The sequence below is a fragment of the Erysipelothrix aquatica genome, from assembly GCF_009828825.1.
In the GTDB taxonomy this organism is placed as follows: Bacteria; Bacillota_I; Bacilli_A; order Erysipelotrichales; family Erysipelotrichaceae; genus Erysipelothrix; species Erysipelothrix aquatica_A.
On sequence record NZ_WTTA01000002.1, the window covers coordinates 451,624 to 474,676 of the forward strand.

The 23,053-nt window shown below is 34.9% G+C and carries 36 protein-coding genes; 4 read left to right on the forward strand and 32 right to left on the reverse strand.

From position 1 onward, the window contains the following. Positions 1-8: 8 nt before the first annotated feature. From GVV22_RS05420 to GVV22_RS05515, 20 genes are all read right to left on the reverse strand, one after another. Positions 9-1,148: a hypothetical protein gene (locus GVV22_RS05420; protein ID WP_159649112.1), complete on the reverse strand. Its 1,140-nt coding sequence runs from the start codon at positions 1,146-1,148 to the stop codon at positions 9-11. A 13-nt stretch (positions 1,149-1,161) separates the two neighbouring features. Continuing rightward, positions 1,162-1,875, reverse strand: a complete 714-nt coding sequence (locus GVV22_RS05425) for a head maturation protease, ClpP-related (protein ID WP_159649113.1) — start codon at positions 1,873-1,875, stop codon at positions 1,162-1,164. Continuing rightward, complete coding sequence (locus GVV22_RS05430) at positions 1,859-3,028, reverse strand: phage portal protein (protein ID WP_159649114.1); 1,170 nt, start codon at positions 3,026-3,028, stop codon at positions 1,859-1,861. The genes GVV22_RS05425 and GVV22_RS05430 overlap by 17 nt, the downstream gene beginning before the upstream one ends. Before the next feature lie 9 nt (positions 3,029-3,037). Beyond that, a complete protein-coding gene (locus GVV22_RS05435) occupies positions 3,038-4,768 on the reverse strand; it encodes a terminase TerL endonuclease subunit (RefSeq protein WP_236261923.1) in 1,731 nt (576 codons plus the stop codon). Continuing rightward, entirely contained in the window at positions 4,749-5,162 is a 414-nt protein-coding gene (locus GVV22_RS05440) for a P27 family phage terminase small subunit (RefSeq protein WP_236261722.1), read from the reverse strand. Before GVV22_RS05440 ends, GVV22_RS05435 begins: the two co-directional genes overlap by 20 nt. A 108-nt stretch (positions 5,163-5,270) precedes the next feature. Further along, on the reverse strand, positions 5,271-5,666 hold the full coding sequence (locus GVV22_RS05445; protein ID WP_159649115.1) for a hypothetical protein: 396 nt from the start codon (positions 5,664-5,666) through the stop codon (positions 5,271-5,273). Positions 5,667-5,668: 2 nt separating this feature from the next. Beyond that, on the reverse strand, positions 5,669-6,061 hold the full coding sequence (locus tag GVV22_RS10970; protein ID WP_201290688.1) for an HNH endonuclease: 393 nt from the start codon (positions 6,059-6,061) through the stop codon (positions 5,669-5,671). Continuing rightward, on the reverse strand, positions 6,033-6,218 hold the full coding sequence (locus tag GVV22_RS05455) for a hypothetical protein (protein ID WP_159649116.1): 186 nt from the start codon (positions 6,216-6,218) through the stop codon (positions 6,033-6,035). The genes GVV22_RS10970 and GVV22_RS05455 overlap by 29 nt, the downstream gene beginning before the upstream one ends. Before the next feature lie 176 nt (positions 6,219-6,394). After that, positions 6,395-6,808 (reverse strand): hypothetical protein, encoded by a 414-nt coding sequence (locus tag GVV22_RS05460; protein WP_159638296.1) that lies wholly within the window; start codon positions 6,806-6,808, stop codon positions 6,395-6,397. Beyond that, positions 6,805-7,092 (reverse strand): hypothetical protein, encoded by a 288-nt coding sequence (locus GVV22_RS05465; protein WP_159638294.1) that lies wholly within the window; start codon positions 7,090-7,092, stop codon positions 6,805-6,807. Before GVV22_RS05465 ends, GVV22_RS05460 begins: the two co-directional genes overlap by 4 nt. A 125-nt stretch (positions 7,093-7,217) precedes the next feature. Continuing rightward, a complete protein-coding gene (locus GVV22_RS05470; RefSeq protein WP_159649117.1) occupies positions 7,218-7,562 on the reverse strand; it encodes a hypothetical protein in 345 nt (114 codons plus the stop codon). Continuing rightward, on the reverse strand, positions 7,559-7,822 hold the full coding sequence (locus tag GVV22_RS05475) for a DUF3850 domain-containing protein (protein WP_159649118.1): 264 nt from the start codon (positions 7,820-7,822) through the stop codon (positions 7,559-7,561). Before GVV22_RS05475 ends, GVV22_RS05470 begins: the two co-directional genes overlap by 4 nt. A 132-nt stretch (positions 7,823-7,954) precedes the next feature. Further along, positions 7,955-8,656: a hypothetical protein gene (locus GVV22_RS05480; protein WP_159649119.1), complete on the reverse strand. Its 702-nt coding sequence runs from the start codon at positions 8,654-8,656 to the stop codon at positions 7,955-7,957. Between the two features lie 30 nt (positions 8,657-8,686). Then, positions 8,687-8,944 carry a hypothetical protein gene (locus tag GVV22_RS05485; protein ID WP_159649120.1) on the reverse strand — a complete coding sequence of 86 codons (258 nt, stop codon included), beginning with the start codon at positions 8,942-8,944 and terminating at the stop codon, positions 8,687-8,689. A gap of 62 nt (positions 8,945-9,006) precedes the next feature. After that, complete coding sequence (locus GVV22_RS05490; RefSeq protein ID WP_159649121.1) at positions 9,007-10,458, reverse strand: PcfJ domain-containing protein; 1,452 nt, start codon at positions 10,456-10,458, stop codon at positions 9,007-9,009. Next, positions 10,458-10,877, reverse strand: coding sequence for a Cas9 inhibitor AcrIIA9 family protein (locus tag GVV22_RS05495; RefSeq protein ID WP_159649122.1), 420 nt, complete (start codon positions 10,875-10,877; stop codon positions 10,458-10,460). Before GVV22_RS05495 ends, GVV22_RS05490 begins: the two co-directional genes overlap by 1 nt. Next, complete coding sequence (locus GVV22_RS05500) at positions 10,877-11,797, reverse strand: hypothetical protein (RefSeq protein ID WP_159649123.1); 921 nt, start codon at positions 11,795-11,797, stop codon at positions 10,877-10,879. Before GVV22_RS05500 ends, GVV22_RS05495 begins: the two co-directional genes overlap by 1 nt. A 3-nt stretch (positions 11,798-11,800) precedes the next feature. Next, a complete protein-coding gene (gene dnaN / locus GVV22_RS05505) occupies positions 11,801-12,928 on the reverse strand; it encodes a DNA polymerase III subunit beta (RefSeq protein ID WP_159649124.1) in 1,128 nt (375 codons plus the stop codon). Further along, entirely contained in the window at positions 12,925-13,098 is a 174-nt protein-coding gene (locus tag GVV22_RS05510) for a hypothetical protein (protein WP_159649125.1), read from the reverse strand. Before GVV22_RS05510 ends, dnaN begins: the two co-directional genes overlap by 4 nt. 35 nt (positions 13,099-13,133) lie before the next feature. Continuing rightward, the gene (locus GVV22_RS05515; protein WP_159649126.1) at positions 13,134-13,487 is read right to left on the reverse strand and encodes a hypothetical protein; all 354 of its coding nucleotides are present in this window, start codon (positions 13,485-13,487) and stop codon (positions 13,134-13,136) included. Positions 13,488-13,599: 112 nt separating this feature from the next. Here GVV22_RS05515 and GVV22_RS05520 point away from each other — a divergent pair, with 112 nt between their 5' ends. Continuing rightward, positions 13,600-14,580 carry an Abi family protein gene (locus GVV22_RS05520; RefSeq protein ID WP_159649127.1) on the forward strand — a complete coding sequence of 327 codons (981 nt, stop codon included), beginning with the start codon at positions 13,600-13,602 and terminating at the stop codon, positions 14,578-14,580. A 6-nt stretch (positions 14,581-14,586) separates the two neighbouring features. Here the strand turns inward: GVV22_RS05520 and GVV22_RS05525 are convergent, their stop codons facing one another. Genes GVV22_RS05525 through GVV22_RS11115 form a run of 4 tightly spaced genes read right to left on the reverse strand, consistent with a single transcriptional unit; the run spans position 14,587 to position 16,363 of the window. Next, complete coding sequence (locus GVV22_RS05525) at positions 14,587-14,808, reverse strand: Thoeris anti-defense Tad2 family protein (protein ID WP_159649128.1); 222 nt, start codon at positions 14,806-14,808, stop codon at positions 14,587-14,589. Next, on the reverse strand, positions 14,805-15,725 hold the full coding sequence (locus tag GVV22_RS05530) for a tyrosine-type recombinase/integrase (RefSeq protein WP_159649129.1): 921 nt from the start codon (positions 15,723-15,725) through the stop codon (positions 14,805-14,807). The genes GVV22_RS05525 and GVV22_RS05530 overlap by 4 nt, the downstream gene beginning before the upstream one ends. A 16-nt stretch (positions 15,726-15,741) precedes the next feature. Beyond that, a complete protein-coding gene (locus GVV22_RS05535; RefSeq protein ID WP_159649130.1) occupies positions 15,742-16,251 on the reverse strand; it encodes a glucosaminidase domain-containing protein in 510 nt (169 codons plus the stop codon). Further along, the gene (locus tag GVV22_RS11115; protein WP_268890713.1) at positions 16,241-16,363 is read right to left on the reverse strand and encodes a hypothetical protein; all 123 of its coding nucleotides are present in this window, start codon (positions 16,361-16,363) and stop codon (positions 16,241-16,243) included. The genes GVV22_RS05535 and GVV22_RS11115 overlap by 11 nt, the downstream gene beginning before the upstream one ends. Before the next feature lie 69 nt (positions 16,364-16,432). Here GVV22_RS11115 and GVV22_RS05540 point away from each other — a divergent pair, with 69 nt between their 5' ends. Next, positions 16,433-16,939, forward strand: a complete 507-nt coding sequence (locus GVV22_RS05540) for a hypothetical protein (RefSeq protein ID WP_159649131.1) — start codon at positions 16,433-16,435, stop codon at positions 16,937-16,939. A 299-nt stretch (positions 16,940-17,238) separates the two neighbouring features. Here GVV22_RS05540 and GVV22_RS05545 read toward each other — a convergent pair whose 3' ends face one another. The 4 genes from GVV22_RS05545 to GVV22_RS05560 form a co-directional block, all read right to left on the reverse strand. Next, on the reverse strand, positions 17,239-17,940 hold the full coding sequence (locus tag GVV22_RS05545; protein ID WP_159649132.1) for a Rha family transcriptional regulator: 702 nt from the start codon (positions 17,938-17,940) through the stop codon (positions 17,239-17,241). Next, a complete protein-coding gene (locus GVV22_RS05550) occupies positions 17,928-18,140 on the reverse strand; it encodes a hypothetical protein (RefSeq protein WP_159649133.1) in 213 nt (70 codons plus the stop codon). Before GVV22_RS05550 ends, GVV22_RS05545 begins: the two co-directional genes overlap by 13 nt. Before the next feature lie 381 nt (positions 18,141-18,521). Then, positions 18,522-18,824 carry a hypothetical protein gene (locus GVV22_RS05555; protein ID WP_159649134.1) on the reverse strand — a complete coding sequence of 101 codons (303 nt, stop codon included), beginning with the start codon at positions 18,822-18,824 and terminating at the stop codon, positions 18,522-18,524. A 78-nt stretch (positions 18,825-18,902) separates the two neighbouring features. Continuing rightward, entirely contained in the window at positions 18,903-19,112 is a 210-nt protein-coding gene (locus tag GVV22_RS05560; protein ID WP_159649135.1) for a helix-turn-helix domain-containing protein, read from the reverse strand. 125 nt (positions 19,113-19,237) lie between these two features. On the opposite strand from GVV22_RS05560, the gene GVV22_RS05565 reads away from it, so the two are divergent. Both GVV22_RS05565 and GVV22_RS05570 read left to right on the forward strand, forming a co-directional pair. Further along, on the forward strand, positions 19,238-19,870 hold the full coding sequence (locus GVV22_RS05565) for a LexA family transcriptional regulator (protein WP_159649136.1): 633 nt from the start codon (positions 19,238-19,240) through the stop codon (positions 19,868-19,870). Between the two features lie 8 nt (positions 19,871-19,878). Then, a complete protein-coding gene (locus GVV22_RS05570; protein ID WP_159649137.1) occupies positions 19,879-20,937 on the forward strand; it encodes a site-specific integrase in 1,059 nt (352 codons plus the stop codon). 277 nt (positions 20,938-21,214) lie between these two features. Here the strand turns inward: GVV22_RS05570 and GVV22_RS05575 are convergent, their stop codons facing one another. The 4 genes from GVV22_RS05575 to GVV22_RS05590 form a co-directional block, all read right to left on the reverse strand. Then, positions 21,215-21,442 (reverse strand): hypothetical protein, encoded by a 228-nt coding sequence (locus GVV22_RS05575; RefSeq protein ID WP_159649138.1) that lies wholly within the window; start codon positions 21,440-21,442, stop codon positions 21,215-21,217. A 162-nt stretch (positions 21,443-21,604) separates the two neighbouring features. Then, complete coding sequence (locus GVV22_RS05580; RefSeq protein WP_159649139.1) at positions 21,605-22,000, reverse strand: hypothetical protein; 396 nt, start codon at positions 21,998-22,000, stop codon at positions 21,605-21,607. 66 nt (positions 22,001-22,066) lie between these two features. Continuing rightward, on the reverse strand, positions 22,067-22,261 hold the full coding sequence (locus GVV22_RS05585; protein WP_159649140.1) for a hypothetical protein: 195 nt from the start codon (positions 22,259-22,261) through the stop codon (positions 22,067-22,069). Positions 22,262-22,338: 77 nt separating this feature from the next. Further along, positions 22,339-22,995 carry a GntR family transcriptional regulator gene (locus GVV22_RS05590; RefSeq protein ID WP_159649141.1) on the reverse strand — a complete coding sequence of 219 codons (657 nt, stop codon included), beginning with the start codon at positions 22,993-22,995 and terminating at the stop codon, positions 22,339-22,341. Positions 22,996-23,053: the final 58 nt, after the last annotated feature.

Genomic DNA, 23,053 nt, shown 5'->3' on the forward strand with positions numbered 1-23,053 from the left:
AGACCCTCCTAAACTGTTGGTGCAGTTTCTGCTGCTTGAGTGATAACGCTTGGAATTAACGGTTCGAGCTTATTAATGTCTAATAAGACCGCATCATCATTTGATACAAGACGACCATTACCATACGCAACAATGATATAGGTACGTGTGTGGTCTAGGAATTTAAATTGATCAGATGATTCTGCGTTAACTTTTGAGAAGCCAGCGTTGTATTTTTTCGGCAATAGAACAAGTGCTTGCCCATCTTCAACGTGTTTACTTGGAACAAATACAAATTCTTTTGGTAACTTCGCTTTTACATAGCCTTGCGGTCCAAGAACATGAGTTGCTTTAAAAATTCGTGTGTCAATTTCATTTTGATTAGCGATAACAATAACTTTATCCACGTTACGATCACCTTTCCGGTTTAAAACTGGCAATACATCTTTACCAAATGATTCTGGACCAAAGTCTGTAATCGCAACAGGTGTACGTTTTGGATATACTTCATCTACCACAGAACCTTTCAAATCACGATCAATTCCGATTGGCGAGTCTTTACCATTACCAGTGATGAACCCTTCCTCTGCACCTTCTGAAAGTGCTTCTTCAAGAATTGTTCGCATGAACTTATCAATCCACTTATACCCAAGATCAATAATTCCACGAGGAATAAAGGAAAATGCTGTGAGTTTTGCAGCAGTTAGATCAATATCACTAATTGTTGCTTCTAATTCCGATGTAATTGATGAAGTAATTTTCCCCCAAACAGCTTTCCCTGTAGATTCAGATAAAATCCATTTTTTCAGTCCTGCTGGCGCCCAGTTCAAATGCATGAACAATGGGTGGTTTTTCTTGAGATCTTCAAACACGAATTCAACTGTTGTTTGTGGGAACAAGGCAGAATCTGATCCAGTTAGTCCCTGTTTAATTGCTGCATCGATGAATGATTCTTCATCTTTTGAAAGTTGTCGTAATCCAAATTTATCAGCTAATGATGCATCTGCTGCCACTTGTTGTGATTGTGTTACAAATTCATTAACTACATCTTGATATTTTTGATCTACTGATGCTTGAATTGCATCGATGATTGCTTGTGATTTATGCTCTTTAGGAGCATTCTCAACTGATTGTACTAATTCTTCAATACTTAATTTACCTAATTTCATAAGGTCCTCCTAGTTATTCAAAGTAACCATCCCATGATGATTTTATTTCTGTTTTATTTACTTCGTTTGTAAAACTTGTTCCAATCTGACTGCGTAATTCTTTGTTTTCAAGAATTAGCTTAGAAAGATATTGTTCATCTAAGGATTGCTTTACATCATTGCGCTCAACTGCTGTTGCAAAACGCAAATCAAAACATTCTTTAGAAGTAAGCCACGTTTCGTTGTCCATCAAAGACTTAATATAATCTTCATCAAGACCTGTCTTTGACTGATAGATGTTAATGCTTGGAGTTGTGACTTTTTCAAGTAACTCAGCGGCTTTTCGCATTGCATTAGCATCACCAACAGCAGATGACCAAGCGTTATGGATCATTACCAATGAAGACTCAGGAACAACACGTTTCGTTCCCGCCATAAAAATAACACTTGCTATCGAGCACGCGAATCCATCCACGATTGTTTCCACTTCTCCAGGAAAATCAGTAAGTTGATTGTAAATCGCAAGTCCTTCAGATACTGAACCGCCCATAGAATTAATACGAACTGTGACTTTAGGTGTTTCTACCGATGCAAGTAAATCTTTAAATGAATAGGCATCTACTCGTGTCTCATCTGGGCCAAATACTTTCTCCCAAAAGTCACCTTTACGAATTTCTCCGTAAACGTAGATGTTAGTATTCATTTCATTTTCTTTAACAAATTGAAATACATCACTCTTTTGTTTCATTCTCTTCCTCCTTTCCATCCGATTCGACATTCATATAGTTTTTTGTAACATAACGACGATTTGCCCACTCTTCATCAACCAACGGTTCGTCCAATGCCTTCATAATGTCGTTATGGCTAAAGCCAACGCTTCTTAATTTATCGATAGACGTTGCATGAGAAATAATATTGAAGTATTGAAGCGCAAATTTATTCAAAATAAATCGTGTCCCTTCAAAATACTCTTTCTCAGTGCTTAATTTTCCATCTAGTTCGTTCTGGATGATTTTGATATAAGGCATACATGCAAAGTTAATAAGATCTGCGGTTCCGTCTGATTTTTCAGTTTTAGTTCCGTAAAATACATCTAGAGGTATTCGTGCGGCGGCGGCTGTCGCGTCACCAAATTGCTTCATGAATTTCGTGATATCTTCAGAATTTTTTGAAGTTTTATCTGATAGATCTTCCAAATTAATTGCAGCTGGAAGAAGAATAATTTCATCATTTTCACTATTGACCTGTCCTGCAAGTTTATCTGCGTAGTCTTTAAATGTTATCGGGTTTCCCTTTTGATCTGCGATAGGAATATTTTGATTTTGTGTTCTCAATATTGATTTACGTGATTGAGAGCGTCGATATGACTTTGCAGCAGATGCAATGTAATTACCAACATCTTCATAATAATTGTTGACGAGGTTTTGAAATTTCTCATTCGGAACTGTGAATTTAAGAATGTCACTGTATGAATAAGACTTTGTTAATTCCTCTATTTCATCACCAGGACCCTCAATTACTATTTTTGAATACGTTCTACCAACGGTAACAGATTTGCTTACTTCGGCACTTTTAATCCTAAATAGAGCGGTTCCTGTATTTAATACTAAACACTCCCCATCAAGCATCATTTTTCGAATAACTTTTATCCAAAATTCTGTAGACGACTCATTAGGGTTTGGTTGAACGTTGAGTATATAGAGCGCTGATTTTGTTTGACCACCCATTTCTTTTTTACTACTTATTTTAAAATCGGCTTTACCAATAGTTTCGGATATTAGCGTCACCGCATGGTCTATCCAAAATTCTTTGATGTGAAGTTTTTTTGCAATATCATCGCCATCATCGAATACCATTGTACCGCCTGAATCACGTTTAAATAATTTTCTAAATAGTGACATACTCACCTCCTAGATATAGACAGTAATTGTTTGTTGCTCCAATAATTCATGAGCTTGCATTGCATGTACAAAAGCCATGAATGTATCGTTTTTTCGTAGCTTAGGTTCAATTTTCTCAAATGTAATATCACCGTTTTTATTACGCGTTAGAGCTGTATTGTTAATAGACCAGCGCATCATTGCTGAATCTCCAATATTGATTTTCCCTTCTGCGAAGAGGCGCTCAATCATCGGGCCTAAAATATTGTAAACTGAAGTATTAAGACGAATCATTCTGAGCAGTCCAAATGAATTGTCTCTAGACTCAACATCGAAACCATACTCATTGAACGACTTTTTGAGCATTGGAAATCTATGGCTATCACTGACAATTTTCAGGACATTATACTCTTTCATACCGTCTGTAATCCATTTAACAACATCATTTTCGTCAATGTAATCTTCATCAACGATTTCGAAATCTGTGAAGCCATTACTTCCAATAGAACCAAAATCAAACTTTATACCCGTGAAAAATTTACTACGCTTACATATCCATGTTTTTGATTTCCATACGTATTCATCATTTTCTTTAAACAAAAATCCTGCTGATACAAAATCATTGAACGTAGCAAGGTCTATTCCTACTACAGCATTTTTCCCACGTAATTCATCATGTGTTCTTGGAATTTTTCGATCTACATCGGAATATGAAGCACGTCTAATGTTTTCCCAACTTGTTACTGCCACTTCTTCATCATTTAATGTGAAATTCATACGTTTTGAGTAAAATTCCAATTTGTATGAAGATTGTTTGATCATTTTTTTGTAATCTTGAATCACTTGATGCTTCAATACCGGCATATAACGTAGACTTGGATTCGCTTTACACCACGGTGTAATATCAACATCCGCCTCATCATGTGTTTCCCAGTACTTCTTCATTGGTTCATGGATAAGAGGTTCCTCATCTAATCGAATTCTATTGATAAAAGGAAAAATACCTAAATGGTTATGCTCTCCATTCAGAATTGATGTAGAATTATCAATTTTTTCATCGAATGGGCCACCTCTCACATTTCCATTTGTGGAAATCACCCACGTTCGAGCATGTTTAACTTTCCCGAGACCTGATGTAAATACATTGATCTGATCGTAGTTTTCGTAAGCATGAAGTTCATTGATTATTACCATGCCAGTTTTTTTACCGTCTTTGGTTCTTGCATTTGTTGTATTGAATCGAAGCTTAGATTTTGTTTGTTTTCCAATGATCACTGTTTTATTCCAATAAAAGAGTTTTTTCATGGCCTCCGCGTTTGATTCCAACATGTCATAAACTACATTGAATGAATCTAGAGCTTGTGTTTCTGCCATCGCAACAATATCGATGTTATAGTTCTTTACACCATACATCGGAGTTAGGAGGAAACAAGCAAGTGGCATCAAATACCCATCTTTGCCGTTGCCACGCGCCATAATATCAAGTTGTTCAGGAAAGGTTACAATATCTTGATTGTCTTTACGATACATAAATGCAAAAGCATACCGAAACTTTTGATAAGGAAAGAGTTTATAGAACCAACGCTCAGCAAATCGGATGCATTTTTCGTATGTTTCGACATCGAAATATACATTTTCGTCAATCAAGATTGGCTCTACTACGTTTTCAATTAACAACAAGACGTCACTAGATACTTCATTTGAATTATCTTTTACAAATTGAATGTATTCATCGATGTATTTATGTATAATCCGATTCATCGTATTTATCTACTCCAGTCGAGGGTTCCTGTAGTTTCAAATCCTGAAGTATTTTAAGCATCATCTTACTTGTTTCTCGAAGTTCCTTTACGGATTCGTTAGTTTGTTTCTTTGGAAAACCATTACCAGATGTAACTGTAACGATTAAACCACGATTCTCAATATCCCTTCGAAATCTTTCTTTGAGGTCATAATAGAAAAGATAATCTTCGATAAGATTCGTATAAAAACTTTGCAGTCTTCCGGAGTCTTCTAATTGATAAATCAGATCTTCTTTGATAGAAAGTCTCTTTTGAGTTTCTTCAGCTTTTTTACCAATCTTTGATGGGTTTGTTTTTCCCGATTTTTCCTTATTATAGGAATTCTTTGTTTCAGTTGGCATTTTCTTAGGCATTTTGACCCCACCCCCTTTCACACGAGAGTTTTGATTTTTTTGTACAGTCAACCACCACATCCGCTCCTATTAACAAATATTTTATTCGTAGATTTTGACGGGGGTATCTTAGCTTAAACAAGTAACTTCAGTTGCGCGATATGAAATTAATCCACCAAATAATTCGATAGTAAATAGAAATCCATCTAGCTCTACACTTCGTTTCTTTGGTAACTTATCATCACTTAATCCAAGATAGTTTAATACATCTGTAGCTTGACCATTCGTTAAGTTAGTAACGGTTGTGGTTAGCAATACCATCAAGGTAAGAGCAATCATTGAATGTTCTTGATCATTGCCTGGTTCAATAAAAATCATAAAGCCAGTTACAACTTCATGATCATTGAATATAGTTGCAGCAACCTTAGGTGTGATATTAATTACCGATGCGTATTGTTCTACAGATTGAAGTACAGGATTAAATCCTTTTACCTTCAAGAGATTAATTAACTTGTCTGTATTCATAATTACCACCTCTCCTCCGTAATTACTTTCTTTTTTTTGAAATTATCACGCCATCTACCTTCAATACGCTCATGAGCTTCAAAAGATAAACTCACTAAGTTTGATACATCGAGAGCCAACTCTGGATATTCTCGTAGAGGTTTAATGTGATGGACTGTAGTCGCGGTTACAAGGCTTATATGATCTGGAGTGACTTCATGTTTGAATTTACCTAGAAACCACTGACAAACACCTTTATCACGAATCAGTGCACTCTCTCGTGCAATATCCCAATCTGTTGATTTATAAAATGCATCAACATTCCCTTTGTTGATCTCGACAATCCAATCCTTTGGTGGCTTTCGTCTTGCTCTTCTTTTCTTCTGCTTAACCATAATTGTTAAAATTAGTTTCAATTAATGCAGAATCCAAATAACCAATCCCCTTATTTGTAACCAATACTCTAACTTTGTTTCGTATCGTCTTCCCAACACTAATAATGTCACCTGGAACAATTTGAATTGTTTCTAAATGGTCCGTTTTAGCAACACAGTGTATTTTGCATATAAACATATGTACATCCTTTCTTAATCGTTATCACCATCAATCCTCCGATGGTAACCAAAAAGAAAAGACACAACTAGTGTGTCTTAACGAGGAAATTTGCGAACAAGGGCAATATGGAGATGTGAAGTTCGCAACAACTTCACGCTATCATAGTATCATGATTTTCTTAGCCCAATTGTGCTTTATTTTATTGACAACAAGTACTCTATCTCACTATCAATTCTTCTCTTTACCCATGACCGTTCATACCCCACGATATTAGCAACTTCTTCATCCGTCCTTTTTTCAATCATAAACTTTTGTATAAGTAGATCTTTATTTTTAGGTCTTGCTAATTCCAACCATATTTCGCAAATCTGTATCGTGCTCTTACATTGAGTAATCATTTGCTTATTGATTTTGTCGAACTCAGCCATCTTATCAGATATCTTTGACAACTTCATACCGTGGTTGGCCCCTGTAGACACAAACTCTTCATATGAAATGCCCGATATTCCTGTTCCTGGCAATGACTCAAAAAATCTTCGTCGCAAATCTGGATATCCTTCTAGCCATCTCTTGCAGCTAATATAACTATTAAATGTGTCACGTATCATTTTTCTTCATCTCCATTGATCGTCACACCTTGGTTGATTATTGTGTATATTTCTTCAATTAGTTTCGATACCTTTTCTTCTTGACGTCTACCCCTAAAAGTTGCTACGGTAATCGTTTGATAATCAAATTGCAGCGGAGAAACTAATGCATTTTGAGGTAATGGACGCTTCATCAGTACATCAACATCTACATACCTGAATCCTAAAAAGTTGTGTCGTCTATCGATTGATACTCTTTCAATTCTTTCTTTTTCAATGATTGCATTTCCGATTAAAACTTTCATAATTCGTCCTCTTTTCTTTGTTTAGATTATTCAAGAATACGTATATCTTTTCTTGAATTTTAATAATGTAATATGAACGACTATTTAAGCGGTTTAAATGATTGTTTTAGAAAATAACCTATTTCTTATAAATCATGATGTTTTTGTGCTTCTAAGTATCTGATTGTTAGGTTGATTGCGTTAATCATTTCCATAGAAGAACACTCAAATTCATACCCACCTGTTATAATGTCATACCAAAATACACTTGTTTCTTCTTCATCAATATCAGTTACGCACAATTCGTTATTATGGATGTACACATTCAAATCTTTATCCACTTCTTCCCAAGCCTTAACAACTTCTTCCCATGTAGGGGGCTTGTGTTGGTGCATGTAATCAAGAACTGTTTTCACCAATTCAATGTCATCGTTTCCATTACGTATTTCTAAAAACGATAATGTGGCTTCTTCATAAGTTACTTGTTTCATTTTCCATCACCCCTTAATTTAATTCCGAGAACAACATAGCCATCTTTAATGCCTTCCGAAAAGTCTTTACTGTCTAATCGGTAAGTAACTTCAACAAGTTGTTTACGTCCTGTCGATCTGGAAGTTTCTTCAACTTCGACAAGTTCAATTACATCACCAACTTCATATCTACAATCATCTTCATTACGGATTTCAAAAGTCTTGTTACCGACAATAACTTCTTTGTAAAATTTCGACAAGATTTTCTTAGTATGCTTCATTTTATTTCCTCTTTCTAACAGGTAGATAACCTGTATCTTATTTGAATTTTGTAAACACTACTCAAAGCCTTTATAGAGTGGCTAAGAGTAATGTTTTTTATTTTGATAGTTTTTGGTGTTTTTAGAGATTGACTAGCAATCAAAAAAACAGCTGTTGTCGAAATCAAACTCTTCTTCTTTAACAATCCCTAACAGATTGAACTTGTCACACATTTTTAGTTTTTCATATATTGAATCTAATTTATCGATGTTTTTTCCATCAACTGAATATACTTTTCCTTTTCTTCCTTCGAGTACGCAAAATTTTATTGATTCTTCTAAGTTGGTGCCACCTTCTTCTCCTTCAAGCACGATGGTCCAATATTTATGTACATAATCAGTCCAACTTGAACGTTCTTCATGATATTCAATAAGCACTGTTCCGCTAACGTCTTCATCGCCATATTCATCTTTCTTATCGAGCTGATCAACTAGCTCTTTCACTAGACTATTAATATTGTTAATCTTTGAAACACCGTCAAGGGCTTTGTATAAGTGTTTTTGAACCGCTTCTTTTGTTTCTCCTGCAATCAATTCGTTCGTTGCTTCAACGATTGCTTCCGACATAACTAAACTTAGTCCTTCAATTCCAAGTGAGGATAGATCAACTGTTGCTGCTTTCTTAAATTCTTCGTCAATGTGCTTTTTCATCGGGCCATTCCATTTGAATTGTTCTTCAATAACTTCTTTAACAGCGTTAGTTGCGTGTTCTTTTACTTGTTTATTAATTAATGATTGAAAGTCTAACTCGTTAATTGCGTTTTGTACTGCTTCTTGTGTGCTTAATTTCGACATCTTTGTGTCCTCCTTGTTGTTGTAGATAACCTACATTTTTGTATTTGATACTTCCGTTTGTAATCGATTATATTCATCAAAGATTACATTTAGTTCCTCTGCAGCTTCTAGCTCTGTATTTAAACTATCCAACTTAACTTCTACTTGTTCTTGTTCTAATGGATGTTTGTTAAGATACGCGATTATGTTATAACTTTGAGCGTTTGGATTGAATATGGTACCCATATTCACTATTTCAATTCGTTCAATTTTCTTGTGATCAACAATTGCTAGCTTAGTTTTTAACATTTATATTCTCCTCTCAGATAACCTTCATGTTATTTCCATTTACAGAACACTCATTACAACCTTTATATACTGGCTGTAAGAGTGTTTTTATTATTTGATAGTTTTTTACATTCGTTAAGCTTCTTTTTCGATTTAGAAATTACTGATTTAATCGTGTCCTGGTATTTCTCGTTCTTCACAATTTCCTCGACGAACCGTCTTACTTTTGGCATCTCGCTCGCAGCGATTAACCCTTTTTCAGACTTGTTTTCGTTGCCAAACCCATGAACCTGTCTGATTTCACCTTGCGTAGATAGTTCTGCAGTAAAGTATGGTTCATTTATTTTATTAGACTTTCGAATGAAGATGATAAGTGTTTCGAGTTTCGAGTGTTTTCGAAGATAGTGTTCACCATACACACAATGTGATAATGTTTTTCCTTCCACAATAATCTCATCAAGAGTTTTTGGAATAAGTATACTGAGGTCATCCCCTTCATATTCAAGAGTTTTGACAAAATCAACAATTTTGTTGTAAGATTCGGAATACTTTTGAAGTTTAGCTAATCTTTCTGCTTGTTTAATTTCTTCCGCTTTACGCATCACGTTATCGTGAGCCTGTTCAAGATTAATTGGGAACAATGTTTTCCAATGATTCATTTCGTAATTAAATTCTCTTGCAACGCGTAAATAATCCTTGTAGTACCACAAACTTCGGTTGTGTTTATCGAGATACCTCAATAACTTTCTTGGTTTAATCTCGTTTTTCTTTTCGTAGTCTAAAATGTCTTTCACATCTCTTAGACTTAATTGAAAATGTTTGATGCGCTCTAGTGTCTTATCATTTAGAACATAGAATTGCTTCAGCGCTTCTAACTCTAAAATCTGTCGATATCTGAGCCCATGTTTCACAAAGCGTTTATTTTTCTTAATCCAATTTCTGTTGAGGCTTCTCATGTCTGCCTCACCTGATACAATTGCCTTCGCTATTTCGATGTTTCCCAAATTACATAGTGCTTCGATCAATTCTTTATACTTGTAGGCTTTAATGAATTGATCCTCTATGTACCCTTCGTAAGGAAGTAAATTAGTATACTTGAGTTCCGATTTTGAAATTACTTTCGTGATGTTCTGTTCAAACCACAATTGATCGTGATAGAAGCCCAACCCTTCTAATTGTTTGTTTTGATATTTAAACGTTTCATTATTTTCGAGAACAGTAAGATTAACTAAGTTTGTATCAAAGAATTCTCTAGGGCCATCGTTCGTCATTTTTATGAATCTTGTTATAGAATGACGTTGTATTTCAATCTTCTTCGATGTTGCAGCAATGTAACCAACATAGATTGTGTGAGTGTAATTTCTAAAATTAGTGTTCGATTGTAATCTTACAGTCTTAACTTTTTTGCTTTTTCTTTCTGTTGTTTTAATTTCTTTGCCTGCTTGTTTGAACTTCACAACAGAGAAGATACTCTCACAGTATTTGTAGAATGATTTTGTTGGTTTAATAGATGTTTTGTAATGATGTGCTTGCATCAAAATAACGTTAGTTGATCATCAGGCTGAGATTTTTTCTTTGGTTTTGTTTTTTGTATAGCTTTACTTACGAGCTCGCTTTTGGCAATCTTATTGTTTTTGTTCTTATCAGTCGTTTTAAAGACTTTTGAGAGCAATTCTTCTGTAAGGGTGTAATATTCCCTAACAAACTCATAAACTCGGTCACCGACGTAATAACCGCCATTTTTGCGCCCATTTTTACTGATATACTCTTCTTCTACTTTTTTTAGTACAAAGTCCCAACATTTTAGAAGTGTTCTACCTTCATTGATAATGTTGTTGCACATCGTATCGTCCAAATTCGAACATAACCAGGTATGGATTTTTTCAATTTCTGAACTAGTGTTGTCTTCCATTTCACTAAGCAATTTTTGGTGTGCTTGTTCTTGAATATTCATTAATACGTTTCCTCCTCGCTTCTTAAGTCTTTGGTTCCTTTTAGAAATTCCTCAATGACCTTTTCAGATTCACTGGGATCAATTTCGTTTAATTCAATTTCTGAATTATAGGTTGGTTGATTAATAGCATGCTTTTCTGGAGAATTACCTTTTCCAGTGGATTTATTATCATTTTTTGCCCATTTCCTGATTACAAGGTTACAGTTCGTGTATGATTTTCCGCTCATTTCCATATATTCATCAAGATTTCTAATTCTCTCGTCAATGTCGATGAACTCTTCAGCAAGTTTAAGGTATTCTTTTTCGGATAACTTAACGTGCTCATACTCTCCATATTTTTTTAAGGTTCCTCGTTTGTTCTTTTTTCCTTTTCTTGATTCAATATCTTCTTTTTGGATTGGTTCGACATTAGAAACAGAAGCAGTATCAGTAACAGTATCAGTAACAGTAACAGTAACAGAAGCAGTAACAGTAACAGAAGCAGTAACAGATGTATCCATAGGGTATGGATACGGTATAGATACCATATCCGCTCCTGTCTTTTCTATGATTGGATATAACTTATTTTTAAAGTCATCGCTTTTAACGAATCCGTATAATTCGACTATCTTCTTCAAGAATTTAGGACTTCTAGTCCAGTTATACTTATGCCAGTTTTTGATAAACACTTCTTTGGTTTCTTTGTCGTACTCAATAACACTATGGAGATTTGCCATTCTATCTAATAGTCGTTCTATCGTATCTCTGCTATATCCCGTTTCATTAGACATTTGACGAAACGAGATCTCATAACATCCAATTAAGTTCGTGTGAGGATTTGTTAGAAGATAAAGCATGAAGTATTTATCTTCAGGTGTGAATTCATCAACGATTTGAGAATCATCCCAGAATCCTAAGCTTATTTTCCTATATAGCGACATATACTAAACCTCTACATTTAAAGACATAATAATATTTAAGTTTTTAGAGTTTATAGAGTCAGTAACAATCATTGGTGATTTTGGACCAATTACTTTTAGTACCACATTGCCTTTTGGATATGACTTAACAGCTTCTCTTAAATAATTACCATTAAATGCGACTTTAAGTGATGAATCGCATGCTTTTTCTAAAGTTACATCAAGTTTTTCTTCTGTACTTCCGAGTTCTTGTGATTTCGCTTTTACAAACACTTCATGATTGTTTAAGACTAACCCAATCACTGGAATAGTTTCTTCCTTGATAATCGCTGCGCGGTCGATTGCTCCAACAAGAACATCTTGATCAATTGAAATATCTGAGTTCGTATCGGAAGGAACCAACCTTGTTAAATCAGGGTATAAGCCATCTACTAGACGTGTTTGAATATACGCATCCTTTGTCTTAAATGATGCAGTTGTATTTGCTATTCCAACTGTAATCATTCCTGTAAGATGTTTGCTAATTTCATGCATTGTCTTGCTTGGAATCGTTACAGAGAAATCACTAACTGGATATATTTCTTCGCTTGCTATCGCTACCCTGAAGGTATTACTTGATGCGAATGTTAGATCGCCTTCTTTATTTCTTACGTTCACACCTGTTAAGAATGGCTTATCTTCATTGGTTCCAGGGTGAGCAACCGCGAAGATTGTTCTTCTGATTAAATCTTTTAATCGTTCTTCTTCAATATTGAACTCGATATCATTCTTCATAATCTCGATTTTCGGATATGCATCAAGGTTAGAACCATTAATATTAATTTCTGCAGATCCACCACTTAGTTTTGTATATGCTCCATCCATAATCTCTAAGTTGATTGTTTCGCTTTCAAACTTGCTTACAGCATTAAGTAAAATTTTGGCATCAAGCACTACTCCGCCTTCTTCATGGAAGTGTAATTGATTTGTGTCATTAGCATACATTTTTGAGAAAATTGATATATCACCATCACTTCCGGTAAGTGTGAGTGTGTCATCTCTTAACTCCATTTTAACTCCTGTTAAGATTGGTAATACTGGGCGTGGATTAATAACACCTGTTGCAATTCTTAATGCTTTTAGAAATTCAATTCTATTGATTGTAAACTTCATAGTTTATCTCCTTCATTTTTGATTAATTTATATTGGCCATTCATTATTTTCGTATTCATGTTATATGACCAGTGCAATCGAGTTCTTGGGATTTCAGTTTCTTTTTCAATATCCGGTATTGATCCAGAAGCAACAATTTTTCCAGTCGTGACATCAATTAATAGATACACATTTATCACTCCTTTTTATCTTTTTAAAAGGTAATCTATGAGAACCAACTCAAAGATTCATTAAACTCAAGCAAATCTTTCGATCTCTTAAATCTTCTATCGCGGTCTGTAACACGACTAACAATGTATTCTTTGCCATCTGCGTACATTGAAATTATTTCTGAACCAGATTTATTCATTGAACGTTCAAAAGCACGACGGCTTTGAATTTTAATGTAATTTTTTCTTATCTTATTAATAAAAATCAACTCCTTTTCTTTGTTTTTCTCGGTAGATAACCTGTATATTATTTTCTTTTTTAAAATAGCAATTAAATCCTTTGTAGAGTGGACATAACATACTTTTTCACTTTCTATACTTTTTGCTATTTTAAAATTAATTATTGACAATAAATTTGACTATGGTAATATGTGTGTACAACAACTGCAGGAGGTCTACGGACCCTGACAGTGCAAAGCCTGCTCTTAATCGAGTGGGCTTTGTTATTTATAGGAGATAGTCATGTCTGAAATAGTCAGTAATAGACCATTCAAGTCTATTGAAGAACAACTCGTTATTCTTAAGTCAAGAGGACTAACAATCACAAATGATGATGAAGTATGTAAGTTTTTAATGTTTAAGAACTATTACAACATAATCAATAGATATGGGCAGTATTATTATGATCCGAGCACTCAACGCTTTAATGAAGGTACTAAGTTTGACCATATTGTTGATTTATACTTCTTTGACAATGAACTAAAGAACGTTTTTTATAGAAAACTTATGAAAGTTGAATCACAGTTTAAATCCGTGCTAGCGCATGTTTTTTGCAAGAACCATCAAGATGATTTTGCTTACTTGAATCCAAATAATTTTGACAAAGATCAGATTACTAGTCATATTTCCTTGTTATCTGGAATCTCTAACCAAATCAAATACAATTCTGGAAACACAGCTCCATCTAACCCAATAAAACATCACATGAATAAGTATGGCCATGTGCCATTCTGGGTATTAGTCAACAATCTTTATTTCAACGATGTAATTAAGTTATACAACGTTTTGAACAAATCAGAACAGAATGAAATATGTGACATTTTTTATACCCGATATATAACAGAACATAGTGTTCTAACACAGTCGTCTGATATTCTAACTCCAGAGCAATTATCAACTTTTTTGAATATTCTTAATGATTACCGAAATATCACCGCTCATGACAATTTCTTATTTGGAGCTAAGATTAAAACTCAACCAAAATACTGTAGTTGTGTATTTAGAACATTTCCAAATAGGGATACCAAATCACAACGTACTCTTTATGACGCATTTATCGTGATGAGAGTATTCTTGGAGTATGGAACATATGCTAATCTACACAACAGGTTAATAAAATTAACTAAAGGTTTGTGCAAAACGCTTTCTCCTAGTGATGTAAATAGACTACTTTATGCTATGGGATTCCCAAGCGAGTGGTATGACACTCCAAAGCTAAAATAACTTGATCTAATCAATTAACACCCAATCTTCAGCAACTAAGTCTTCATAACTGGGTTGCCAACCAATAACTGGGGGTCTCGACATGTCGATCATTGCTAGATACAGCAATCCATCTTTGGTATGACTTGGAGTAACCTTAAGAACATATCCACTAGTGTTATCGAGAAAAATTCTTGAAATGGATTTGTTCTTTTTCTTTGCGGCGATTAAAGCGGTTCTAACATTCATCTAATTTCCTCCATAGACTTTAAATAGTCTTCCAGCGTTCCTCTTGTATATACTCGAGTTGTTTCAACGCTCGAGTGGCCAAGGATATCACTTAATTGTGCGAGTTTAAGCTCGCCTTTTTTATTGACAAAGTTAAAACCAAAGTAATGACGGAATGCGTGTGGTTTAACTTTCTTCTTATTGATTTTGCACATGCCGGCAATCACCTTTAAACCATCATAGATTTGCCTGTACTCAAGATTAACAACCTTATCGACGCCTTTATCCAAAGTCTTAACAAACGCTCTTATTTCGCGCCCTAGAGGACCTGGTAATGGAACTCTACGCACTTTACCTTTGTTATCGACGGATACATAGTTATTCTGAACTGCTGCAACTGTAAAACTTGGAAGTTCATTAACACGAACGCCGGTTTCTCCCATTATGCGAATGGCGAAGTATAGATTTATATTTTCTAATGCTTTTGCTTTCATCCACATTCTTTTGTATTCGTGTTCATAGATACGATGCGGAAGCGTGTTGTCGTTTTGACTTTTGACCTTAGAGATTTTCAAATCACCCAGATCACAATAAAATAGGAATCGATTAACTGAAGTTATATATGAATTGATTGTTGATACTGCTTCATAGTCTTCGAGTAAATCTTGCTTCAGTTGAATTAGATCATCTTTACTCATAAAATCATCGATACTCGAATAGTCGTTGATTAACTTCTTGGCTCCTCGCATATAGACCTTTATTGTGCTATCTGCAAACTCGCTTTCATGTAATGATTTAGGATAACTATCTAAGTATTCCAACAAATCTTCTTTGGTTAATTCTGGTACTTCGTCTAGTTCCTTTTGGATTGCTTCAAGCTGAGCCTGTAAGAATGCTCGTTTGGAGTTCTTGTTTAAGTTCTTATTTTTCTTGGCCATTAAGGTTCCTCCATTCTCATGTCAAAGCCTCCAGTTCTTTGTAATATAGTTCCGTGAAAGTATTTAAGTCACTCTCACCGCAGTTCTCGCAATAACGACTTCGTATTGCCTGTAAGTCATATCCATAGGTATTGACATAATCTGTTAATAATTCTCGCAGCGCTAAGATGCTCTGGTATTTAGCATCAAATATTCGGTAGTTATCCTGGGTACATTGTTCGTTTGGGGATCCATTACACTTATAACCACCTGCATTATTGTTGTAGACCCATAGGTCACTTGTTCCATATCCTGTCTCTAGGTTGAATGTAGCGTTCACTAGGGCTTCAAATTGATAATCTATAGTTGTTGCTTCAACTTCTTCTAATTCTTGTTGAGGCTCGATTAAAGTGGGTTCTTTAGCGATTAAACTTGTGATTACTTGTTCTTCATGAGATAATTTAGAAGAACTACTAACACAAGCTGTAGATTCTAAGAACACGATCACGACGCCAATCAAGATAAGTGTTCTTTTTTTATGCTTCATCGTCAGCCCATACCTCTTTAAGCCATCGAAAAACTGCGTAGAACAATATTGGATATAGAATTGCCTGGAATGCTGTAGATGCTATAGCAGCTGATATCATTGCGTTTATCATGTTATTTTCTCCTTATTGATACGTGTGTTTATGTGTTATTATTCCCTTATAGAAAGTGATGGTAATCAAATGATAGAATGGTTAATTCAAAACAAAGATAGCATTTCTTTAATTCTTTCAATTTTTAGCTCCGTTTCAATTGTAATTGGATGGATTGTGACTTATTGGAAAAATAGAATTAACATCGAATTAGAAATAACGGGACTGGAAATCATCAGTAAAGACCGCTATGTGTTAAGACTTAATCTAATCAATAATTCCAAATCTCCTCTCGTAATAACTGACATTGTATATAGCGTTGGTAATTCAGTTTTTAATTCTGATATTAGTTTTATGCCTTTTATGTTCCCTGCATTACACGGTAAAGAATTAAATATTCCTAACACTCAACCTCCTTTAAATATTTCTCCAACTACAGGGGTTTCTTTTTACACCCAAATTGTTTTTCTCGAACAAAGTCACTTACTTCCTGCCAACAAGGCAACCCTTCTAGTTCGGTCCAATCGTTCTCGTTCAGTCGAATTCGAATTTGAATTAGATAAGATTCCTCAAATATATTCTCAGTTTCAGAAATAGTTTCGATCCAACATTTACATTCTCCGTTTTTAATATTGGGTATGGAATTACGATAGGAATGTCTCGTATATCAAACTCAAATTCATGAACACCTTTCGCTCTTCGGGAAAACCGCCTTATTGATTTGATGATTTTCTTCATGATTATTCTCCTTTACTTCTTTATTTGTTAAACAAACTAATTAGTAATGAATTTAAAAATGATTATCACTATAGCTAGTGTGCTAATCCCTATCGAAATATAACTAATTATTCTGCTCTGTCTATTCCACTTTTTTATTTGATCGTGAGTGGTTTTATTCATGACTGCTCTCCTTTCTCTAACTCCCTAACAACGTGCATTGTTGCTTGTGATGGCTCCCAGACGTTAATTAAGTCAAACACAATATCGAAGTCCTTTTGCTTAATTTGAGCCCGTGTTCGTACTCTAGCAACTTTGTTAACATCATTATTTATTGCTTTAAACAATTCGCTTAGGACGTTTCGCTCGCTCGATATTTGTCTGTCTTTAGCGACCACACGAACGCGACTATTTACTTTTCTACCTATCAAGTTGTATTCTCCTGGTGATAGAAGAACATTTTCTTCGAGCTCTACAACCCGATTATCAATAGATTCAATTTGCTTTGCTGTTCCTTCTTGAACTTCGAACATAAGGCGTAATGCATCCATTGGATTTGTAGGAATCATGATTTGATTTTTTATGGATTCTTCCATTTTGTTAAATGCGTCTATATATTGAAGTTTGAATTTCAACGCTTTCTTACCTGTATATCCCATAGCTAATAGAGTGAAACCATCACGGTTCATGAGATACATCGGATATTCTTTACCGCGGTTCTCGTATGTTGATTCGTGGAATAGATTTTTGGCTCCTAAGTTTTGAGTAGCCAAATCTTCAATATCCTTTAACACGTTGTCGTGTCTTTTTCCGAACACTTCAGATATCATCAAGCTTGTTGTAATTGCTCGGTTATCTTGTAAAATTACTAACTCATGCATTTCAAATCCTCCTTCTCTTGTTTATACATTCCGTATTCAAAACATGTTTGAGATAATGAAGCTAAGATTAATTCGATATCATCGTATTGTTTATCAGTGGCGTCCATCATTATTGCGAAAGCGAGAACACCGTTGATCAATCTTGCGATGTTTCCTTTAAACACTTCGTCAGCTTCTTTAATTACTTGTAAATCATTCATAGGATTTCCTTTCTTTCGTTATATATCTGTTACACCTCGTGATATCATGTGAATGTAAGGAGGTGATTTTATTACCAGACGTAAAGTTAAAATTAAAACACAGTGACTCAAACTGGCAGAAACTCTGCACGAGTCAAGACTTCTGTCAGCAATGGTTCGTCGACCAAGACCAAAACCAAAACTGTCCGTATTAAGTAGTTTAGTTAGGCACCTTAATGGGTGTCTTCTTTTTCGTCTGTAATTTCAATGTCGAATTCTAACGAAGCTAACTAACTCGCTATTTCAGTTGCTTCCATAAGAGTTTGTTTATATTTGTTAGCGAGTTCTAATGCATATTCGGCACCACTCAATTTAACTTTCATTTCGGCTTCAATTTTTTCTTTATCCATTGTTATTCTCCTTTCGTTGTTTATAACGGTTTAATTCAAATTTATAATTCATACCAAGAACTTTAAAAACTGTACTTATTAATACTTTAGTGGGCCTAATGTCAAGCTCTTCGTAAGATAATCCATATTTTTTCAATTTCTTGTCTGCATCAACTTTTTCTATTTTTTTACATGCAGCAAATATTTTCTCGGCCTCTGTTTGGGTTTTATTCATAAAATCTTTGATGCCAGTCATTGTTAGATATGCAGAATTACTATTGAAAACTAGTTCATCCACTTTCTCTTTTTTTGTCATGGATTCACCTCCTCCTCACGTTTTAGCTCTTATCATCCAATGTAACTACATTTAAATCGTAGTTAATAACTAAAAAAATTACTTGGAAGGAGGCCTCAGCATATTTTTTGGAATTTTATACAATTCCGCCATAAGGTCATGTTTATCCCATCTAGGTATTGTCTTACCTGTTTCGTAGTTAATTAGGGTAAACTCGCTTATTTTTAGTTGAATACTTGCTTCTTTCTGAGTTAAACCAGCATTCACCCGTGCTGCTGCATATGAAATTCTGAAATCTTCTTGGTTCATTTCTCCACCTCCTGAACAAAGTTTACTACATTTAAAATGTAGTGTCAACACTTAAACTGTAGTTTTAGATAATCATATTTGATATTGTTACAGTTTTATTGTAATATTGGTTTGAGGTAGATAATATGAAACAAGAAGCAAGAGATATATTTGTTAGAAATTTGAATGACATTATGAACAAAAGAAAGATTAAACAAAAGCCACTATCTGAGTTAATGGGCATTCCTTTATCAACGATGTCAAGTTGGGTAAACGGGCAAAGTTATCCAAGAGTTGATAAAATGCAACTATTAGCAGATACTTTGCGTGTCAGCATGAGAGACCTCACTGATGACATTACCGAATCTGTAATTTACTCAACTATTAATCTTCCGTTTTTAGGATACGGATCATGTGGTTCTGGCACAATCAATGAAGATGAAATTGAATGGAGAGACCTTCCTGAATGGTTATTAGGAAATAAGCGTAATTATGACAATTACTTTCTCGCTTGCGCCAAAGGAAAGTCTATGGAGCGTGCTGGCATAAAAGATGGCTCATTGCTCATATTCTTTAGACAGCCAACACTGAATGATGGCGAGATTGGTGTATTCGGCCTTAATGGAGAGGAATACGTTAAAAGGTATTCTCGTCAAGGAAACATTATAATACTCAACAGTGAGGCTTTAAATGATGGTTATGACCCTATAATCGTTACTGAAGACGATGATTTTAGAATTATCGCCAAACTATATAAGTGTATTATTGATTTTGAGTAGGCGATAGTATGGCAGTATATAAAATAAAAGATAGATGGCTAGCCAAAGTTAACTACAGAGATATAAATGGATCTGTTAAGACAAAAGAAAAACGCTTCCCTACTAAAAGAGAAGCGCAAAATTTCGAGACGGATTTTAGAAGACAATTGCAAATAGGATACGATGAAAACGTAACATATTCTCAAATGGTTAATAGATTTATCGAATGGAATAGTCAACGAGCAAATGAACGCACTATTAAAGATAAAACATTTTTAATTAATAAATTCACCGAGAATATTTCTAACAAGAAATTTAGTGCGGTCTCCAAACATGACTTTATGGATATTTACATTGAGATAAACTACACTGATTGGTCTGTCGCAAGAAAGAACAGAGCATTAATGCATATTAGAGCAGTTAGCGATTTTGCATATAAACACTATGATTTTACAGACAGAACAAAATTACTTGAACCATTTATCAAAACATCGGATGATGTCGAACAAATGAAAGTTTGGCTACCGGAGCAACTCGATTTATTTTTATCAGAAATCGACGACTACACCCTTAAAGCACTATTTCATTTTCAGTTCTATTCAGGTGCCCGAATTGGCGAAACTAGAGCATTGTTAAAGTCAGATATATCAAATGAAACTGTATCATTTAACAAGAGTATACGCTCTTACAGAGAAGGATTTAACCCTCTTAAGAACACATCCAGCAAAAGAACTATTCGCTTGGATGATTCAACGATAAATATGATTAAACCGCTGCTCCTTACTGATGGCGACTTTTTGTTTGGTGGCCCTGAACCAATCGGAATGAGTACAATCCAGCGTGCATTCGAAAATGGTATAAGAGCGTCTGGCGTTCCAAAAATTAAAATACATGATTTAAGACACTCGCATGCTACATTGTTAATAAATAGAGGAGCAAATATTGTTGCGGTATCTAAACGACTTGGTCACAGTGATGTTCAAACAACACTTAGAACATATACGCATCTACTACAAGAATCAGACGATGCATTAATGAAAATTTTAGAAAATGTAAAAACCCCTACAAAAACCCCTACAATTTTGTAAACACATTATTTCGTGTACATCTGCATTCCTCTATATAAGCTGTTATTCATCACTTATAAACACCGCTAATCATGCTTTTTCATCTCTCGCCGACTCCACCATATAAAAACAACCGAAGCACTTATCAGTAGTTACTACTCATAAGTGTTTTTTTTGTCATAGCTACGTCATTCACAGTATTGAGTGATAATAACTTTCAAAAAAATCGCCTTCAATGTATAAATAGCACGAAAAGGTGTCCCAGACATAAGGACACTCTTTTCGAATATGGATTTATTTACAAATAGAACCACCATTTTCCATCACATTCATAGAGTTCATGTTTTTCACCATTCATCAATACACAATACTGCGTTGTACGAATTGACACATCGCGATGATGGGCGGTACTTAGGACTTTCGTGACCGTATTTTTAATCATTCCAATTACTACAAATAATGGCACATAACTACCATCGAGTTTATGAAGAACTACAACTTCAACATATTTTCTACTTAATGTCATCTCTATCACCTAACTTGATTATAGCTTTAGTGTCGGACAATATTTGACCGACACTAAAGATGGCACGGAAGTATCACCAAAAGTAGCGCAACAACTTCATAACCTCACTGATTGAATCAATGACTGCGAGTCGTATTTACTCGATATACAGAGACACGTTATCTACTCGACACCGTCATATAAATCTCCGAACCACGCTTGATTGAGCAATTCAGTACCTTTTTCGATATCCATGGAACTTACATCGGTAAATCCCAGGAATACTGTTGATTTTTCTCTGCCATCAAAATAGAAATCAGTAGTTGGATAAACTTTAACTCCATTTTGCAGGGCTTCTTCCACCAACGTATCAGAGCTCACATTTTTACGAACTTCCAACAATATAAATAAGCCACCATGTTCACCATCTATAGATACACGGTCTCCAAATTGTTTTTCGCATATTGTTTTAATCAAATCGTGTTTCTTCTTAAATGACTTGCCCATTTTTCGAATATGCTTTTCATAGTCCTGATTTACTAAAAACTTTTCAAGAATACTCTGTTGCAATGTTGACACAGAGCTTGTGTATCCTTCATAACGAGCTTCATACGATGGTAAAAGTGATACAGGGAGGATGACATATTACATCCTTAGAGTTGAGGATAGCGGCTTAGAGAAAGTTCCAAAATAGATAACATTGCCACTTTCATCCATCGATTGAAGAGAAGGAATTGGATCACCTTTATAACGAAATTCACTATCATAATCATCTTCAACGATGTACATGCTATGCTCGCGTGCCCACGTTAGCAACGTTTGGCGCATCGACACGCCCATAACACTTCCGGTTGGAAAATGATGTGATGGAGTAACAATTACAGCCTTTAAGCAAGGATTGACTTTCTCAGGAAGCTCTAGATTTCCGTTACTATAGACAAAAGGTTCGTCAAACATTCCATTTTTATGAGTGTATTTCGTGTCACAGGAAATCCTGGATCCTCCATTGTAATTGTAGACTTAGAATTTCTCGCTTTCAGTATATTACTCACTATCTCTAGACTATAGACATACCCGTTGGTCACAATTATTTGTTCATACGAGGCACGAACACCCCAGTGTCGGTACAAATACTCTGAAATCGCAATTCTAAGATTGATATTGCCTTTATTATCAAGAAAAGGGTCTGTTTCTGAACTGAGAACCTCTGAAGTATGCTGTTTCCATTTGGCTTTAGGAAATGTAGAAAACCCATTTCCCCCATATTTGAAATCAATGATTGAATCAGAGCTTTCAGTTTGAGGTTTTCTCAGATTCGGCACTGCTTCCAGTTTTATTTCACTAAATGTATCAAACACCACAAAACCTAAATTAGGTTTTGATAGGATGTATCCCTCAATCTCTAATTGCATATATGCGCGCTCCACACTATTTCTACTCACATTAAGGTCAAGCGCTAAGCTACGCGTCCCTGGTAATAAGTCACCTTTTTTAAACCGACCTTCTTGCATTTCCATTATTAAATTTGTATATATTTGTCTAAAAATAGGAATATTGTTTGTTTTATCTATCATTGTTTCCACTCCCGGACCCATACAATCTATCGGCATCCGGCCCTTTAGTAGTTCCAGT